20 protein-coding genes are annotated in these 15,746 nt (G+C 40.8%); 6 read left to right on the top strand and 14 right to left on the bottom strand.

What is annotated here, in order from left to right; translation table 11 throughout:
- Positions 1 to 31: 31 nt before the first annotated feature.
- Complete coding sequence (locus ISX45_RS02655; RefSeq protein WP_194519918.1) at positions 32 to 1,363, bottom strand: PhoH family protein; 1,332 nt, start codon at positions 1,361 to 1,363, stop codon at positions 32 to 34.
- Positions 1,364 to 1,519: 156 nt separating this feature from the next.
- On the opposite strand from ISX45_RS02655, the gene ISX45_RS02650 reads away from it, so the two are divergent.
- Positions 1,520 to 2,101: a YhcN/YlaJ family sporulation lipoprotein gene (locus tag ISX45_RS02650; RefSeq protein ID WP_258561015.1), complete on the top strand. Its 582-nt coding sequence runs from the start codon at positions 1,520 to 1,522 to the stop codon at positions 2,099 to 2,101.
- 33 nt (positions 2,102 to 2,134) lie between these two features.
- On the opposite strand, the gene ISX45_RS02645 is transcribed toward ISX45_RS02650, so the two are convergent.
- Positions 2,135 to 2,590 carry a pyridoxamine 5'-phosphate oxidase family protein gene (locus ISX45_RS02645; protein ID WP_181555062.1) on the bottom strand — a complete coding sequence of 152 codons (456 nt, stop codon included), beginning with the start codon at positions 2,588 to 2,590 and terminating at the stop codon, positions 2,135 to 2,137.
- Positions 2,591 to 2,725: 135 nt separating this feature from the next.
- On the opposite strand from ISX45_RS02645, the gene ISX45_RS02640 reads away from it, so the two are divergent.
- The gene (locus ISX45_RS02640; protein ID WP_181555063.1) at positions 2,726 to 2,926 is read left to right on the top strand and encodes a YlaI family protein; all 201 of its coding nucleotides are present in this window, start codon (positions 2,726 to 2,728) and stop codon (positions 2,924 to 2,926) included.
- 428 nt (positions 2,927 to 3,354) lie between these two features.
- Here ISX45_RS02640 and ISX45_RS02635 read toward each other — a convergent pair whose 3' ends face one another.
- From ISX45_RS02635 to typA, 3 genes are read right to left on the bottom strand one after another with little or no spacing between them, the layout of a single operon-like run.
- Positions 3,355 to 3,642 (bottom strand): hypothetical protein, encoded by a 288-nt coding sequence (locus ISX45_RS02635; RefSeq protein WP_181555064.1) that lies wholly within the window; start codon positions 3,640 to 3,642, stop codon positions 3,355 to 3,357.
- A 4-nt stretch (positions 3,643 to 3,646) separates the two neighbouring features.
- Complete coding sequence (locus ISX45_RS02630) at positions 3,647 to 3,970, bottom strand: YlaH-like family protein (RefSeq protein WP_181555065.1); 324 nt, start codon at positions 3,968 to 3,970, stop codon at positions 3,647 to 3,649.
- Positions 3,971 to 3,990: 20 nt separating this feature from the next.
- The gene (gene typA, locus ISX45_RS02625; protein ID WP_194520598.1) at positions 3,991 to 5,835 is read right to left on the bottom strand and encodes a translational GTPase TypA; all 1,845 of its coding nucleotides are present in this window, start codon (positions 5,833 to 5,835) and stop codon (positions 3,991 to 3,993) included.
- A 114-nt stretch (positions 5,836 to 5,949) separates the two neighbouring features.
- Between typA and ISX45_RS02620 the strand changes: the two genes are divergently transcribed.
- Positions 5,950 to 6,135, top strand: coding sequence for a DUF5325 family protein (locus ISX45_RS02620; RefSeq protein WP_181555066.1), 186 nt, complete (start codon positions 5,950 to 5,952; stop codon positions 6,133 to 6,135).
- Between the two features lie 32 nt (positions 6,136 to 6,167).
- Here the strand turns inward: ISX45_RS02620 and ISX45_RS02615 are convergent, their stop codons facing one another.
- The 4 genes from ISX45_RS02615 to ISX45_RS02600 all read right to left on the bottom strand — a co-directional run bounded on the left by ISX45_RS02615 (position 6,168) and on the right by ISX45_RS02600 (position 8,704).
- Entirely contained in the window at positions 6,168 to 6,962 is a 795-nt protein-coding gene (locus tag ISX45_RS02615; protein WP_194519917.1) for an inositol monophosphatase family protein, read from the bottom strand.
- A 136-nt stretch (positions 6,963 to 7,098) separates the two neighbouring features.
- Positions 7,099 to 7,290 carry a hypothetical protein gene (locus ISX45_RS02610; RefSeq protein WP_194519916.1) on the bottom strand — a complete coding sequence of 64 codons (192 nt, stop codon included), beginning with the start codon at positions 7,288 to 7,290 and terminating at the stop codon, positions 7,099 to 7,101.
- 164 nt (positions 7,291 to 7,454) lie between these two features.
- A complete protein-coding gene (locus ISX45_RS02605; RefSeq protein WP_194519915.1) occupies positions 7,455 to 7,727 on the bottom strand; it encodes a UPF0223 family protein in 273 nt (90 codons plus the stop codon).
- Positions 7,728 to 7,744: 17 nt separating this feature from the next.
- The gene (locus ISX45_RS02600; RefSeq protein WP_194519914.1) at positions 7,745 to 8,704 is read right to left on the bottom strand and encodes an NAD(P)H-dependent flavin oxidoreductase; all 960 of its coding nucleotides are present in this window, start codon (positions 8,702 to 8,704) and stop codon (positions 7,745 to 7,747) included.
- A 167-nt stretch (positions 8,705 to 8,871) separates the two neighbouring features.
- Here ISX45_RS02600 and ISX45_RS02595 point away from each other — a divergent pair, with 167 nt between their 5' ends.
- Entirely contained in the window at positions 8,872 to 10,344 is a 1,473-nt protein-coding gene (locus tag ISX45_RS02595; RefSeq protein ID WP_194519913.1) for an aminotransferase class I/II-fold pyridoxal phosphate-dependent enzyme, read from the top strand.
- 205 nt (positions 10,345 to 10,549) lie between these two features.
- Positions 10,550 to 11,167, top strand: a complete 618-nt coding sequence (locus ISX45_RS02590) for a LysE family translocator (RefSeq protein WP_194519912.1) — start codon at positions 10,550 to 10,552, stop codon at positions 11,165 to 11,167.
- Positions 11,168 to 11,312: 145 nt separating this feature from the next.
- On the opposite strand, the gene ISX45_RS02585 is transcribed toward ISX45_RS02590, so the two are convergent.
- On the bottom strand, positions 11,313 to 11,435 hold the full coding sequence (locus ISX45_RS02585) for a GapA-binding peptide SR1P (protein ID WP_181555073.1): 123 nt from the start codon (positions 11,433 to 11,435) through the stop codon (positions 11,313 to 11,315).
- Between the two features lie 150 nt (positions 11,436 to 11,585).
- Positions 11,586 to 11,888, bottom strand: a complete 303-nt coding sequence (locus ISX45_RS02580; RefSeq protein ID WP_181555074.1) for a DUF3055 domain-containing protein — start codon at positions 11,886 to 11,888, stop codon at positions 11,586 to 11,588.
- Between the two features lie 126 nt (positions 11,889 to 12,014).
- On the opposite strand from ISX45_RS02580, the gene ISX45_RS02575 reads away from it, so the two are divergent.
- Entirely contained in the window at positions 12,015 to 12,449 is a 435-nt protein-coding gene (locus tag ISX45_RS02575) for a DUF1885 family protein (RefSeq protein WP_181555075.1), read from the top strand.
- Positions 12,450 to 12,555: 106 nt separating this feature from the next.
- Here ISX45_RS02575 and ISX45_RS02570 read toward each other — a convergent pair whose 3' ends face one another.
- The 3 genes from ISX45_RS02570 to ISX45_RS02560 form a co-directional block, all read right to left on the bottom strand.
- Positions 12,556 to 12,798: a hypothetical protein gene (locus ISX45_RS02570; protein WP_181555076.1), complete on the bottom strand. Its 243-nt coding sequence runs from the start codon at positions 12,796 to 12,798 to the stop codon at positions 12,556 to 12,558.
- A gap of 205 nt (positions 12,799 to 13,003) precedes the next feature.
- Positions 13,004 to 14,413, bottom strand: coding sequence for a dihydrolipoyl dehydrogenase (gene lpdA, locus ISX45_RS02565; protein ID WP_181555077.1), 1,410 nt, complete (start codon positions 14,411 to 14,413; stop codon positions 13,004 to 13,006).
- A gap of 4 nt (positions 14,414 to 14,417) precedes the next feature.
- Positions 14,418 to 15,725 (bottom strand): dihydrolipoamide acetyltransferase family protein, encoded by a 1,308-nt coding sequence (locus tag ISX45_RS02560; protein WP_181555078.1) that lies wholly within the window; start codon positions 15,723 to 15,725, stop codon positions 14,418 to 14,420.
- Between the last annotated feature and the right edge of the window lie 21 nt (positions 15,726 to 15,746).

Below are 15,746 nucleotides of genomic sequence, written 5' to 3'. Positions count from 1 at the left end.
CATCCACGATGAGACATCCGTTTTATGCATCTTACAATAAATCAGCGGCCAGCTGCGCAAGTCCAGAACGTTCTCCTTTAATAAGGCGAACGTGCCCAGCAATTTTTTGATCTTTAAATTTTTCAACGACATACGTAAGCCCATTATTATATTCATCAAGGTATGGATGGTCAATTTGTTCCAGATCCCCCATTAAAATAATTTTACTTTTTTCTCCGACGCGAGTTAAAATCGTTTTCACTTCATGTTTCGTTAAATTTTGTGCTTCATCGATAATAATGAATTGCTCCGGCAAACTGCGCCCGCGTATATACGTGAGTGCCTCAACCTCAATCGACCCCATTCCCGCCAAAATCGCATCTAATTCTCCCGGCTTTTTCGTATTAAATAAATATTCAAGGTTGTCGAAAATCGGTTGCACCCACGGCCTTAATTTTTCTTCTTTCTCGCCGGGTAAAAAGCCAATGTCTTTTCCGACCGGAACAATCGGACGAGCGACGAGCAATTTTTTATATGTACAAAGATCTTCTGTCTGCATCAACCCTGCCGCTAGTGCAAGAAGCGTTTTTCCCGTTCCGGCTTTTCCGACTAAGGTAACAAGCGAAATATCATCGCGCAGCAATAGCTCAAGCGCCATCGTTTGCTGAACATTTCGCGGGCGAATCCCCCATACATGTTCATGATGAAAGATGAGCTTCTTCACCTTTTTCCCTGTATAATCTACAATCCCAAGCGCAGATGTAGAACCGCCCAATGTATCTTTCATGATAATAAATTGATTCGGATAAAACGGGTGATTGGCAATTTCTGACAGAACCAATTCCCCTTTTTCATAAAAGCGACTTAAATGTTCAGCGCTTATGTATAGCTCGAGAAACCCTGTATAAATATGGTCAATATCGACAACACGATCGCTTAAAAAATCCTCCGCTTGCAACCCAATCGCATCCGCTTTGACACGGACAAGCGCGTCTTTACTTACTAAAATGACGGATCTCCCATTTTCTTTCGTTTGTTCTTCAAGAGACAAATTTTTTGCCACTGCTAAAATACGATTATCATTTGTTTTTTCAACAAAAATTTCCTGAAGCTGTTGAAAGGAGCGATGATTTAACTCGATGCGCAACACTCCACCGTTCTCTAAAGGAATTTTTTCATGAAGTTTTCCATTTTCGCGCAAACGGTCGATGAGTTTTGACACTTGACGCGCATTCCTCCCAATTTCATCCATATACCGTTTTTTCGAGTCCACTTCTTCCAATACAACAGCTGGAATGACAACTTCGTTATCCTCAAAGGAAAAAATAGAGTAAGGATCTTGCAATAATACATTTGTATCTAAAACATATATTTTTTTTCCCAAATTTCCACGCCCCCCTACTTAATTTATTTTTGGACGATCTGTTTGGACGGGACTTTTGTTTATATAGTATGAGGCAATGCATAAAGATAGAAGAATGTCTGCAAAATAAAGTAAAAAAATACAACCGAGGTGTAAAACATGAAGATTGGGCGTCAGATGCTTGTTTTATTTTTTATGATGGTTGCTTTAAGTGCCTGCAATGTCACTAATAAGCAAAACGAGGCAAACGAACGATCATTGGTTCAAGTGAAAAATACCGCTGATGAGAAAATAACGAATAAATCAGGGCAAGCGATTGCAAAACATCTTGCTACATTAGCTAATCGCGTGCCAAACGTAAACGACGCAACAGCCGTTGTCGTTGGAAAGTATGCGATCGTCGGTATTGATGTCAATTCCAACATCGATGCTTCACGGGTTGGAACCATCAAATATTCCGTTGCAGAAAGTTTGCAAAAAGACCCATACGGAGCTAATGCGATTATTATCGCTGATCCTGACTTATATGCACGGTTAAATAATATTGCCAAGCAAGTAGATAACGGCCGTCCCGTACAATCCTTTATGAATGAGCTTGCCGACATTGTCGGGCGCGTTATGCCTGAAGTTCCGAGCGATTTATTTAATCAAAAAAACGAGCAACCGACAAAAGAAAACGACTCACAACTAAACAAACGCGAAGAGCAGCAGTTAAACAATCGACAAGAACAGCAATCCAATGATTATTTGAATAAATAAGAGCTTAGCCGTCATCGGCTAAGCTCTTATTTATTACGCATTGCGTAAAGCGGCCATCACTTGATTGTCTAACTTAGCAGCCGCCTGAGCATCATATGTTTTCTCATACTTCGGTTCCACCGAAATTTTCGAACCGTAAAACATAACATCACGTACTTCGGTAATGGCCACTTCTACTAAGGCTAGCTTAAGAGGAACCCCTTCTATTTTTTCGACTTTAATGCTTGCTTTCCCACTAATCGAATACGTCGATTCGTTGGCGATAAGATTGACGACAATAAGCGGATTTTGTTGAATGTTTTGCACGATGCGCGAACGGTTATCAACGGCAAAATAAATGCGGTCATCACTCGGTGCGTAAATCCACGAAACTGCACTGACATTCGGGCCGCCCGTTTCATGGTCAATCGTCGCAATCGTGACAAACCGCTCTTTTTGTAACGCTTGGAATAACGGTTCAATCAATTTTGTTTCCACTACATTTGCCATGAAAAATCCCTCCAAAACGGTATTTATTTTAATGATATCTATTTTCTCCAAAAGTGGAAAGGAAAAAAGGGTTCGATCGCTAATAAAAAAGCGTGATATAATGAAAATAAGTTTATCAAACGATGAGGTGGACTAATGAGAGTAAAATGTGTGCTTTGCGATCAAATTGATGTCCTTGATGATGAATCATTGCTTGCGAAACGGTTGCGCAACCGCCCGATTCATACATATATGTGTGAGAAATGTTATGAACGTATTGCCGAAAAAACAAAAGCGCGCCTGGCAACAGGAAAATTTCGGGTTTATCGCTCCAAAACATCTCATGATGAATGGTAAAAAACAGGTTATAGAAGGTAGCGTGACATCATATTAGGGCTGGTGTTAAAGGCGGTCCAACCGCTGACCAAAATTCAAGTATATGTGAATATCGATTTTACTCTGGTTCTTTGTACGGTTCGTTGACTCGAGTACATCGAATTTTTCTTTTGTTACTTGTTTCTATTTATTTTGGAATTACATTTGCGTTGATCGTTGAAAAGAAACAAGCCGCTCTTTTATGAAAAAACAGCTTATCGCATTTATGCTGATAGCTCCCTTGGCTTGTTCAAAAGAGACTCCTAAAATCGATGACATGCGCGCTCTATTCGCTGGACAATTGCGCACCTTTTATATACATTTAGCCGTGTGCTGTTCAAAACAACATAAGCACCACCGTTGATGTCAATAATTTCGTACAAAAAACCGAGCTCGTTACAGCTCGGTTTTTATAACGGATAATTCATATATTTTTCAGGTTCACGCTTGATTTGCTCTAGCATTACATCAATAAGCTCGGCGGGAAAACGAGTTGTTTTTCGCTCCTTCTCCTTATCATAATGAACGATGTACATGTCTTTTTCTTTTTTCACGGTCATGTTCGTGACATGAAAATCGTTCTTCAAAATTTCCACAAAGAACGCAGCTGTTTCTTGAGCAGCCTGATCATCAGGCCGCTCATTCGCAACAACTTGAATCGTCAGCCAATTATAAAGGGCATCTTGCAGGGACTTCATCGTTTCACCGCCTTATCTCTGCGTTTGCCTCTCGCTTTTTCGCTTGATGAAGACGAACTTTATAAATGATTAAGACAAGCGCAGCGACAACCAATCCTTCAGCAACCGGTAAAAACACAGCAAAAAAGGTTAAAATTGTACATCCTAACGCCAGCAACACATAAATAATGACGTTTTTTAACAACGGCAGCTTTTTGGCAAATCCAAGGCGATACACAATAGCCGAAAGAATAAGAACGGTAACATAAAGAAACCACATCCCTTGTTCGGGATGCGTATGAACTTTATATAATGAAGCAAAAAAGGAAAGCCGGTCAACCACATTCATCGTTTCCCCTCCTTATTATTTTATTTTGCTTGCTCCGCTGCTTTCTTTTTCTTCGCAAGCTTTTCCCGCTCGTTTTTATCTAAAATTTTCTTGCGCAGGCGAATCGATTGCGGCGTCACTTCACAATATTCATCATCATTTAAGTATTCTAATGCTTCCTCAAGCGTCATCAAGCGCGGCTTTTTTATCGTTACCGTTTGTTCTTTTGTGGAGGAACGAATGTTGGTGGCATGCTTCGTTTTGCAAATATTAACAACCAAATCATTTTCGCGCGTATGCTCCCCGACAATCATTCCTTCGTATACTTCCGTTCCCGGCTCAACAAAAATTGTGCCGCGATCTTCCACTTGCATAATGCCATATGTCGTCGCTTTCCCTGTTTCCATCGAAATTAATACCCCTTGACGTCGACCGCCGACTTGACCTTTTTGCACTGGTGCATAATGATCGAACGAATGATTCAAAATTCCGTACCCGCGCGTCAGCGACATAAATTCTGTGCGGTAGCCAATTAAGCCGCGTGCCGGCACCATGAAAATGAGGCGGACTTGTCCATTTTCGTTATGAACCATATCCACCATTTCTCCTTTACGCATACCGAGCGACTCCATAATCGCTCCTGTATACTCTTCAGGAATATCAATTTGCACCCGTTCAATCGGCTCACAAAGCACGCCATCGATTTCTTTCATAATCACTTCCGGTTTCGACACTTGTAATTCAAAGCCTTCGCGACGCATATTTTCAATTAAAATCGATAAATGTAGCTCTCCACGGCCAGAAACAATCCATGCATCTGGTGAGTCCGTATTCTCTACGCGCAAACTGACATCCGTTTCTAATTGCATGCGTAGACGTTCTTCAATTTTTCGCGCCGTCACATACTTTCCTTCCCGACCAGCAAACGGGCTATTGTTCACTAAAAACGTCATTTTTAACGTCGGTTCATCAATGCGCAATGCCGGCAAGGCCTCTTGATGATCAATCGGACAAACCGTTTCTCCGACATTAATATCTTCCATTCCCGATACCGCAACAATATCTCCCGCTTCCGCCTCGGTAATTTCGATTCGTTTTAAGCCTATAAAGCCAAACAGTTTCGTCACGCGAAACGTTTTCACTGAACCATCTAACTTCATTAATGCGACTTGCTGTCCAACTTTCATCGTGCCGCGAAAGATGCGACCGATACCAATTCGCCCGACATAATCGTTATAATCAAGAAGAGCCACTTGAAATTGTAACGGCTCTATCCGATTATCAATGGGAGCAGGAATATGCTCAATAATTGTCTCAAATAACGCTGTCATATCGCTATCTTGCTTGTGTGGGTCAAGGCTAGCCGTTCCATGTAATGCCGATGTATAAACGACAGGAAAATCAATTTGCTCCTCTGACGCTCCTAATTCAATAAATAAATCAATAACCTCATCGACAACCTCTTCCGGCCGCGCAAACTCGCGATCGATTTTATTAACGACAACAATCGGCGTTAACCGTTGCTCAAGCGCTTTTTTCAACACAAAGCGTGTTTGCGGCATACATCCTTCATACGCGTCCACTACAAGCAGAACCCCATCAACCATGCGCATAATGCGCTCTACTTCTCCGCCAAAATCAGCATGCCCCGGCGTATCTAAAATATTAATGCGCGTATTTTTATAATGAATCGCTGTATTTTTCGCCAAAATCGTAATGCCGCGCTCCCGCTCTAAATCGTTTCGGTCTAAAGCGCGCTCTTCTACATGTTCGTTCGCACGGAACGTTCCGGATTGGCGCAACAATTGATCCACTAACGTCGTTTTCCCATGGTCAACATGGGCAATGATTGCGATATTTCGAAGATCTTCTCGCTTTTTCACTATGGTCACTCCTATGTGTATAATCGCTCGTTTATTATATCATAAAAGAGGATAGAAAAGCGGTATGTTTTCGTGTAGACTAAAGGGAAGAAGGCATTATGAGGAAAGGGGATTTCCATGAAATCATTTCACCCGATATTTTTATTCTTTGCCATACTAGCAGCATCATCAATTATGGCGATCGGTATTTTTATCGCTGAACAAAGCGTGATCGGTATCATCGTTTCTATTATTGCCTTTATCATTATTATGGGAGTAGGGTTTGCGACGAAAAAGCGAATGCGCGAAAAAGGATTATTGTAAAAACGGGGCAACGAAAAAGCTTGTCCCGTTTTTTAGTGATGTATATATTTTTGTAAAATTTCTTCATGAAGTCCCGGTTTGGAGACGAATACAGAATTTTTTCCAAGCAAATTAAGCGGCTCACCATATAAGTTCGTCACAATACCACCGGCTTCTTCGACGATGACAAGTCCACCAGCAAAATCCCACGGCGACAATCTCATCGTAATGTAGGCATCTAAACGACCAGCAGCGATATACGCCATTTCAAGAGCGGCAGAACCGTATGAGCGCGTTCCTCTCGCTTCTTTAACAAGCGGAGCGAGCACGTTCGGGTCAATATGTTTATTTTCAGTAATCCATGTTGCATTGACAGAAATGATGGACTCACGGATGGAAATCGGCTGTAAGCGTGGAAGCTGTTTGTCATTAAGAAAAGCCCCTTCGCCTTTCTTCGCATAATAAAGCTCATCGTGAACAACATCATAGATATACCCAAGCATTCCTACACCATTTTCAAAAATGCCAATGGAAATCGCAAAATTTCGCTGTTGATGAATAAAATTCATCGTCCCATCAATCGGATCAATGATCCATACAATCCCGTCTAGTGTTGATAATTCATCACCAAATCCTTCTTCCCCAAGCACATGGTGATCCGGAAAGGTGCTTCTAATTTTCTCAATGAAAAATTGCTCTGTTTCGCGGTCGACATTCGTCACTAAGTCTTTTCGATCGGATTTCGTTTGAATCGTTAGCTCGGTCTGAAACGTTTCCTGAATTCGTTTTCCTGCTTCTTTCACCCATTGCTGAGCGTATTGGTCAATCTGTTTCCACTTCGTATCCATGCTTGTTCCTCCTACACCTTGTTGTAAAAATACAGCAGCTATAAACATATATGTACGAATATAAATTAGAATAATGCAATTTTGCGCATTCAGCAAGAAAAAACGAACCGTTTTGGTTCGCAAGTACGCCTTTTGCTTATACTTGAAGGAGACGCATTAGCTCTTGGCGTAATTTCTCTAATCTCCGCTTGCATTCTTTTTTCTTTTCTTCATCATTTTCCATCATCGCCTCATAAAGAGTCGCCAATTCGTAATCAAGTTCGAGTCGCAACACTGCCATCCGTTTTTCTCCATCCGTCCGCTTGACCTGATTCACTGTTTTTTTCATGAGCTAGGCACCCCTTTCCGTATAGTCCCCGAAGCCGCCAACATAAATAACAAAATTTTCTGATACTTATTTTGTTTATATATATTATGTTGCGAAAGGGGGCTATGCAACAAATTTGTGCCTTTGTCTATTCTCTATTGTGTACAATGCTTTCCAAAAAACTTTTACTCCATTTTAATCCAGTCACCATTTTTGGCTTCTTTCGCTTTTTTAATGACATGGTAAGAGGAATAGCCGCTTGTTTTGGTAAATTCGTCACAAAGTTTTTTCTCCTCGCTTTTGCTCGGAACAATCTCCTTAAAGCGGCGGTAAGCGTTCATGAGCTGTTCTCGTTCCATTCCTTTTTCATATACGGTTTCCACCGCTTCAAAAAATTTAATGACATCAATAATTTCTTGCGTTGTCCAATCGTACGAAATCGGGTATGAATAATTCATTGATGACACCTCCACCGTTAGTTTGCCCATCGATTGCGAATTTGTTCCGCCTCGCCGATCATCCGCTTAAATAATTCCGCTACTGTCGGAACATCACGAATCAGCCCCATCACTTGTCCGGCCCATGCGAATCCTTCGTTCGTTTTTCCTTCATAAATAAATCGACGATTTGCTTCTCCACTTATGTATTCTTTTAATTGTTCATACGTTCCACCTTGTTTTTCAATCTGCAAAATTTTCTCTGTCCATTCATTGGCGATAGCACGTCCCGGTGCACCCAGACTTCGTTTAATCACAACCGTATCATGCTCAGAACCTTTAACCAACATTTCTTTATACACCGGATGAGCATGAGCGCATTCTTTTGTTGCGATAAATCTCGTGCCCATTTCAATCCCTTCTGCTCCGAGTGCTAACGCTGCCATTAAGCCGCGCCCATCGCCAATTCCACCTGATGCGATCACCGGAATTGAAACCGAATCGACAACTTTCGGAATTAACACAAATGTCCCGGTGTCATGTTTTCCTAGATGTCCACCACCTTCTTGACCGACGACCATCACAGCATCCGCTCCTAGCTCCTCCGCTTTCACCGCCTGACGCACAGCCGCAACGAGCACTAATTTTTTCACATTCACACCTTTTAACTGATCAAAAAAAGGAGCCGGATTTCCCCCCGTTACCGATATAACAGGAACCTTTTCCTCTATCGCTACTTCAAGCATATGCGCAAATGGACGACCATGTTGTCCGATCGCGAAGTTCACACCAAAGGGACGGTCCGTTTTTTCTTTCACTTTTTTAATTTCCTCGCGTAATTTCTCTGGTGTTTCTAATGACATCGCTGTAATTTGTCCCAATCCGCCCGCATTGGAAACAGCCGCTGCCAAATCGGCGTAGGCTAAATACGCAAGTCCGCCTTGAATAATCGGATATTTAATGCCAAGTAATTCTGTTACTCGTGTTTTCCATTGCATCGTTTCTCCCTCCTCTGTATCCAGTATACTATGTTTCTACCCTCTTTACCTATTTTCCTGTTTCTTCTTATCCAAATGTCAAAAATGATTCTTTGCAAACCAGAAAATAAGTGCTATAATGCATTTGTTTTATTTCTACTTTATGCAAAAAGAGGTGTGAAGAATCGTTGTCACAGTTAGAAACACCGTTATTTACTGGACTCTTAGAACATATTAAAAAAAATCCTATTCAATTCCATATTCCCGGACATAAAAAAGGAACGGGAATGGATCCTCAATTTCGTGAATTCATTGGTGAAAATGCATTAGCCATCGACTTAATTAACATCGGCCCATTAGATGACTTACATCAGCCAAAAGGAATGATTAAGCGGGCGCAAGAGCTTGCTGCTGAAGCGTTTGGTGCCGATTATACATTTTTCTCTGTACAAGGAACAAGCGGGGCGATTATGGCGATGGTCATGTCCGTTGCAGGCCCTGGGGACAAAATCATTGTTCCGCGCAATGTTCATAAGTCTGTTATGTCAGCAATTGTGTTTTCCGGAGCTACACCAATTTTTATTCATCCGGAAATTGATAAAGAGCTCGGAATTTCTCATGGAATTACACCGGAAGCGGTAGAAAAAGCGCTAAAACAACATCCGGATGCTAAAGGGGTTCTCGTCATTAACCCAACTTACTTTGGAATTGCTGGAGATTTGAAAAAAATCGTTGAAATCACGCATTCATTTGGCGTTCCTGTCCTTGTTGACGAAGCTCATGGAGCACATATTCACTTTCATGAGGACTTACCCCTTTCAGCGATGCAAGCAGGGGCTGATATGTCAGCATCAAGTGTTCATAAACTCGGCGGTTCAATGACACAAAGCTCGATTTTAAATGTTCGTGAAGGACTTGTATCGGCGAAACGGGTTCAATCGATTTTAAGCATGTTGACAACCACTTCTACTTCCTATTTGTTGTTAGCATCATTGGATGTCGCTCGCAAACGCCTCGCTACGGAAGGACGGAAATTAGCGGAAAAAGCGATCCGTCTTGCGGAGGAAACTCGCAAACAAATTAACGAAATTCCATATTTATATTGTGTCGGAAAAGAAATTTTAGGAACAAAAGCGACATATCACTATGACCCAACGAAATTAACTATCTCAGTGAAAGAGCTTGGATTAACGGGATATGATGTCGAGAAATGGCTGCGTGAAACGTATAATATTGAAGTCGAGCTATCCGATTTGTACAACATTTTATGTATTGTTACACCGGGAGATACGGAACGAGAAATGAACATTTTAGTTACTGCTCTTCGCCATTTATCAGAGCAATTCCGCCATCAAGCAGCCAAAGGGGTTAAGCCGAAAGTGCTGTTGCCAGACATTCCAGCTCTTGCGCTAACTCCACGCGATGCATTTTATGCGGAAACAGAAGTCGTTCCATTTAACGAATCAGCGGGACGAATTATCGCAGAATTTATTATGGTGTACCCGCCAGGAATTCCTATTTTTATTCCGGGTGAAATTATTACACAAGAAAACTTAGACTATATTAAAAAGAATTTAGAAGTCGGGCTGCCGGTACAAGGACCAGAGGATGATACGTTGCAGACGTTACGTGTCATTAAAGAGTACAAACCGATTCAATAAAGAAAAGCGCAAGCGAACCGTGCTTGCGCTTTTCTATTTTAGAGGGAAGCTCAATTTTCTTTCTCAAATCACACTCCTCTTCCCCCTTCAAAAAACGTCTTGTCAAATTTAAATACCGAAAAAAAGGAGCGCGAAATTGATTCTTTATCCCTGACCTATTTGATGTATAATTGACATCAAGTAAAAATAAACGGGGGGATTGAAATTGGAATTAACGTCAATATTATCATTTTTAGGAGTGGCAATCACACTCATACCTGGCCCAGACATTTTGTTTGTGATTACCCAAAGTATATCACAGGATAAAAAAGCAGGTATCGCAACTGCACTCGGTCTTTGTTCAGGGTTAATTGTACATATAACGGCTGCAACCCTTGGAATTTCAGCAATCGTTTATCAATCAGCAGTAGCTTTTGCAGCAGTAAAATATGCTGGAGCTGCTTATTTATTATATTTAGCTTGGCAATCATTTAGAGAAAAAGAGCCTGATTTTATAATAAGCAACAACGAGCCTTTAAAGTATCAATTATTGTATAAAAAAGGAATTTTAATGAATCTTCTTAATCCGAAAGTTTCTTTATTCTTTTTAGCATTGTTACCTCAATTTGTGGATAAAACAATAGGGCATGTATCGATACAGATGCTCATTTTAGGAATAATTTTTCTCGTTCAGGCTTTAGTTATTTTTGTAACCGTTAGCGTGCTTTCAGATAAAGTGCGTTATCTATTAATAAATAATCGATTTTTCTCAAAGAAAATCAACATAATAAAAGGTTTGTTATTAGGATTTATTGGATTACAAATTGCATTCAGCAAAAAATAAAATATTCAATAATTTGCTTTTCCTGTTATAGGTAAACACAAATCAGCAAGTCTCTTTATAACAGAGCCTAATAAAAAGAAACGCGCATGTGCCCCTTCACATGCGCTTTATCTATGAAACCTTCCCCCATCGCTTGATCGTGAATTTATTCCTGTTCATCTGTTTGATGACAGTCACATTTTGAACATTTTCCGTAAAGCGTTGTTACTTTTTCATCTTCAAAGTGACCAATTGTAGAGTTACATGTTTGGCAAACAATTGTACCCATCCCCACAACCCCTTTGTGATGATATAATGATTGATTAATTTAATAATAATATATCACATTACTATTGTCAATCCTTAAATTGTATGTCACATTTATTTTTTAACATACAAAAAAACGGGCGTAAAGCCCGCTTTTTTGTATTAATTAATATTAATATTCATATTCTGGATGTAATGGTGTTGGCGGAATGACATCGGAAAAAAATTCTGCCAAATCAGCAGCTTGTTCTTTTGTCTCAATTCGGAAAATACGTTGCAAATAATCGTGGTTTTCAACATCTTTTGGATCGAGGAGGGTTGAGCGGCCTGTTTGCATACAAATGACAAGAGGTTTTCCAAAAAACATATTCGTGTACACAATCCCAAAATCATAACGCCTATCTTTTGTTGTAAATCCGACGAACCGTACTTTTACGTTTTCATAATCATCGTAAAGCTTTTCGAATAGATTCATAAACTCCCTCCTTTATAAATATACTGAATTTAATTATAATTCAAACATTATTTGAAATCAATAGCGGAATTTTCATAAAAATGTTACAATAATAAATGGGATGTTAAACATAGAGGTGATGTTCATATGTCAACCCATGCATACATAAAACTTGTTCCGCAATCGAAGCAGAAAACGATTACATTAGAAGAGGTAAAGCAATTCCTTCATTATTATCAAGACATTACAAACAAAACTGGAAAACAACTGGACTGGGGATATAAAGAGGCCGCTTTTCCTTATCAAATTATTGAAGCATCGGAAAGAAAAGAACAATGGTTGTATTTGAAAGGAGATGGATCCCGTTATCGGACAATCATCATCGGTGTCGGACAAGAACAAACAACAAATGAAGAAACAGGGGAAACAAGCGAACAATCGTTTATTCAAATAACCCTTCCTCACGGAGCCACACACGGAGATAAGGGGAAAGCAAATGAGTTTTGCAAATTTCTTGCGAAAAAACTAGAAGGAGAACTCCACTTATTTAACGGCAGAGTGATGTACTATTACAAACGATAGCCCGATAAAGCTATCGTTTTTATGTCTTTATCGTGAATCCTCATGTTCCCCCTCCATTTGAGGTGAACATTTTTGCCGCATATATTTTGTGCTCTCCTCCTTTTTCTTAGTGAAGAGTTTCCCAAAAAAAATGTTGGCAACTAAAGTAAACGCCAGCCGTAAACATCGTTGTAAAGATCGCTTTTCGTGTGCGCAAACCAATTTTTCTCGCTAATAAAAAAGCCATGTACAAAAATATGCAAAGCAACAATCCTTTAAAAAAAGCACGATCACGTCCGGATAACCATTCAATGAGCGAAAAGCTGCTCCAAATTAACATTTGTATCAAAAAGACAACATACTCTTTCATCGGACAGCCCCCTCTCCTCTTACCATACAATATGTACGTACGAGGAAAAATATAATAGAGGACAAAAAAAGAAAAAGGGGAAACTCCCCTTTTTCTATAAAGATTATCCAATACAGAGCGATTTGTGACAAGCCAAGTCCCGTCAGGGTGGCAATCCCCCAGCCATGAAGAACTTTGGCTTCAAGAACGAATCGTCTCTGCCTTTCTATTTAATAATATGAATTGGGCTACCAAGAACGGCTTCTGCTGTTTCCATCGCAATTTCCCCTAATGTTGGGTGAGCATGGATCGTCATAGCAATGTCTTCTGCCGTCATACCAGCTTCAATCGCAAGTCCTAATTCAGCAATCATGTCAGAAGCGTTTGGACCAACGATTTGTGCCCCGATGACAACACCATCGTCTTTGCGAACAACTAGTTTCATAAAGCCATCCGCATCATTTAAAGCAAGTGCACGACCGTTAGCTGCAAATGGGAACTTCGCAGTTGTTACTTCAATTCCTTCGTCTTTTGCTTGTTTTTCAAAGTAACCAACTGAAGCGCACTCTGGGTCAGAGAATACAACCGCTGGAATCGCAAGATAATCAACTTCAGACGGATGCCCTGCAATCGCTTCAGCAGCGACTTTTCCTTCATAAGAAGCTTTATGAGCAAGCGGCGGACCAGCAACAATATCACCGATCGCATAAATATTTGGAACGCTTGTACGGCATTGTTTATCGACTTCAATGAGACCGCGCTCTGTCATTTTAATGCCTAATTGTTCTAAGCCAAGTTCTTCTGTATTCGGACGGCGTCCAACTGTTACAAGCACATAGTCAGCATCGATTGTTTTTGCTTCTCCTTTTACCTCAAATGTAACGGTTACGCCGTCTTCACGCTCTTCGACACCTTTAGCTAGCGCATTCGTATACACTTCTACGCCTTTTTTCTTTAAGCGACGCTTAACAACTGCGCTCATTTGCTTTTCGAAGCCAGAAAGAATTTCGTCCGCACCTTCAAGAATTGTCACTTTTGTACCAAAGTTTGCATACGCTGTACCTAATTCAGTACCGATATAACCTCCACCAATGACAACCATTGATTTAGGAATTTCCGGTAAGTTTAATGCGCCAGTAGAGTCAAGTACACGTTTTGAGAATTTAAATGCTGGTAGTTCAATTGGACGAGAACCAGTTGCAATAATAGCGTTTTGGAATTTGTAAGTTTGCGCGCTGTTTTCCGTCATGACACGCACAGTATTTGCGTCAACGAAATATGCTTCACCGCGGACAATTTCTACTTTGTTGCCTTTTAGCAGGCCTTCAACGCCGCCTGTTAATTTTTTGACAACGCTCGCTTTCCATTCTTGAACTTTTGAGAAATCAACAGTTACATTTTCTGCTTTAATCCCCATATCTTCGGAGTGTTTAGCAGTCTCATAACGATGGCTTGCAGAAATTAATGCTTTCGATGGAATACATCCAACATTTAAGCAAACACCACCGAGATTTGCTTTTTCCACAATCGTTACTTTTTGACCTAATTGCGCAGCGCGAATCGCAGCGACATAACCACCAGGACCCGCTCCAACAACGAGCGTTTCTGTTTCAATTGCAAAATCGCCAACTACCATTGTTTTACGCCTCCATTAATAATAATTCTGGATCGTTCAATAAACGTTTAATGTGATTTAATGCATTTTGTGCAGTTGCTCCGTCGATCATACGATGGTCAAAGCTTAACGACAATGCCAATACTGGAGCAATTACAATTTCGCCGTCACGGACGATCGGTTTCTCACTAATGCGACCAATACCAAGAATTGCCACTTCTGGATGATTGATTACCGGAGTAAACCATTGACCACCGGCAGAACCGATATTCGTAATTGTGCAAGATGCGCCTTTCATTTCGTTCGGAGCCAATTTTCCTTCGCGCGCTTTTGTTGCAAGCTCATTAATTTCTTTCGCAAGTGCGAAAATTGATTTACGATCCGCATGCTTAACTACCGGTACAAGAAGCCCTTTTTCTGTATCAGCAGCGATACCGATGTTGTAATAATGTTTGTGAATGACTTCTTCTGTTGCGTCATCAATTGATGTATTTAATGTTGGGAATTCACGCAACGCTGATGTCAAGGCTTTGACAACATAAGGCAAGAACGTTAACTTGATACCTTTTTGCGCCGCAACTTCTTTGAACTTTTTGCGATGAGCCACAAGTTTTGTGACATCCACTTCGTCCATTAATGTGACGTGCGGAGCTGTATGTTTCGAATTGACCATCGCTTTGGCAATTGCACGACGGATGCCGCTCATTTTCTCGCGTGTTTCAGGGAATTCTCCTTCAAGTACAGTTGTCTGAGCAGCAGGTTTTGCTTCTGCTTTCGCAGCTTCTTTTGCTTCTACTGGCGCTACTGCTGCTTCTTGTGCTGGTGCTGCTTTTCCACCTGCAAGGAAGGCATCAATATCGCTTTTTAGAACGCGACCGTTTTTGCCTGTACCTTGGACAAGGCGAATATCGACTCCTTTTTCACGAGCGTATTTACGCACAGAAGGCATCGCAATAACGCGACGATTTGGATCAACTGCCGCTTCCGTTTGTGCAGACGCAACCGCTTGTTGAGCCGAAGCCTCTTCTTGTTTAGCTTCTTCTCCTTTTGGCTCATCATCATGGTCTTGTCCCTTAAATTTTAAATTTTCATACCCCGGAGCGTCAAATTTTATTAACGTTTGTCCAACTGTCGCAACTGTTCCTTCATCGACTAAAATTTCTAATACTTTCCCTTTTACAGGAGATGGGATTTCTACAACCGCTTTATCGTTTTGCACTTCGCAAAGTACATCGTCTTCATTTACTTCATCGCCAGGTTTTACAAACCACTTGACGATTTCACCCTCATGAATACCTTCACCGATATCCGGCAATTTAAATTCAAATGCCACTGTTCGTCGACCTCCTATTGT

Origin of the sequence: Thermaerobacillus caldiproteolyticus, from assembly GCF_015326725.1 — a bacterium.
GTDB classification, from domain to species: domain Bacteria; phylum Bacillota; class Bacilli; order Bacillales; family Anoxybacillaceae; genus Thermaerobacillus; species Thermaerobacillus caldiproteolyticus.
This window is presented reverse-complemented; position numbering and strand designations above follow the sequence as displayed.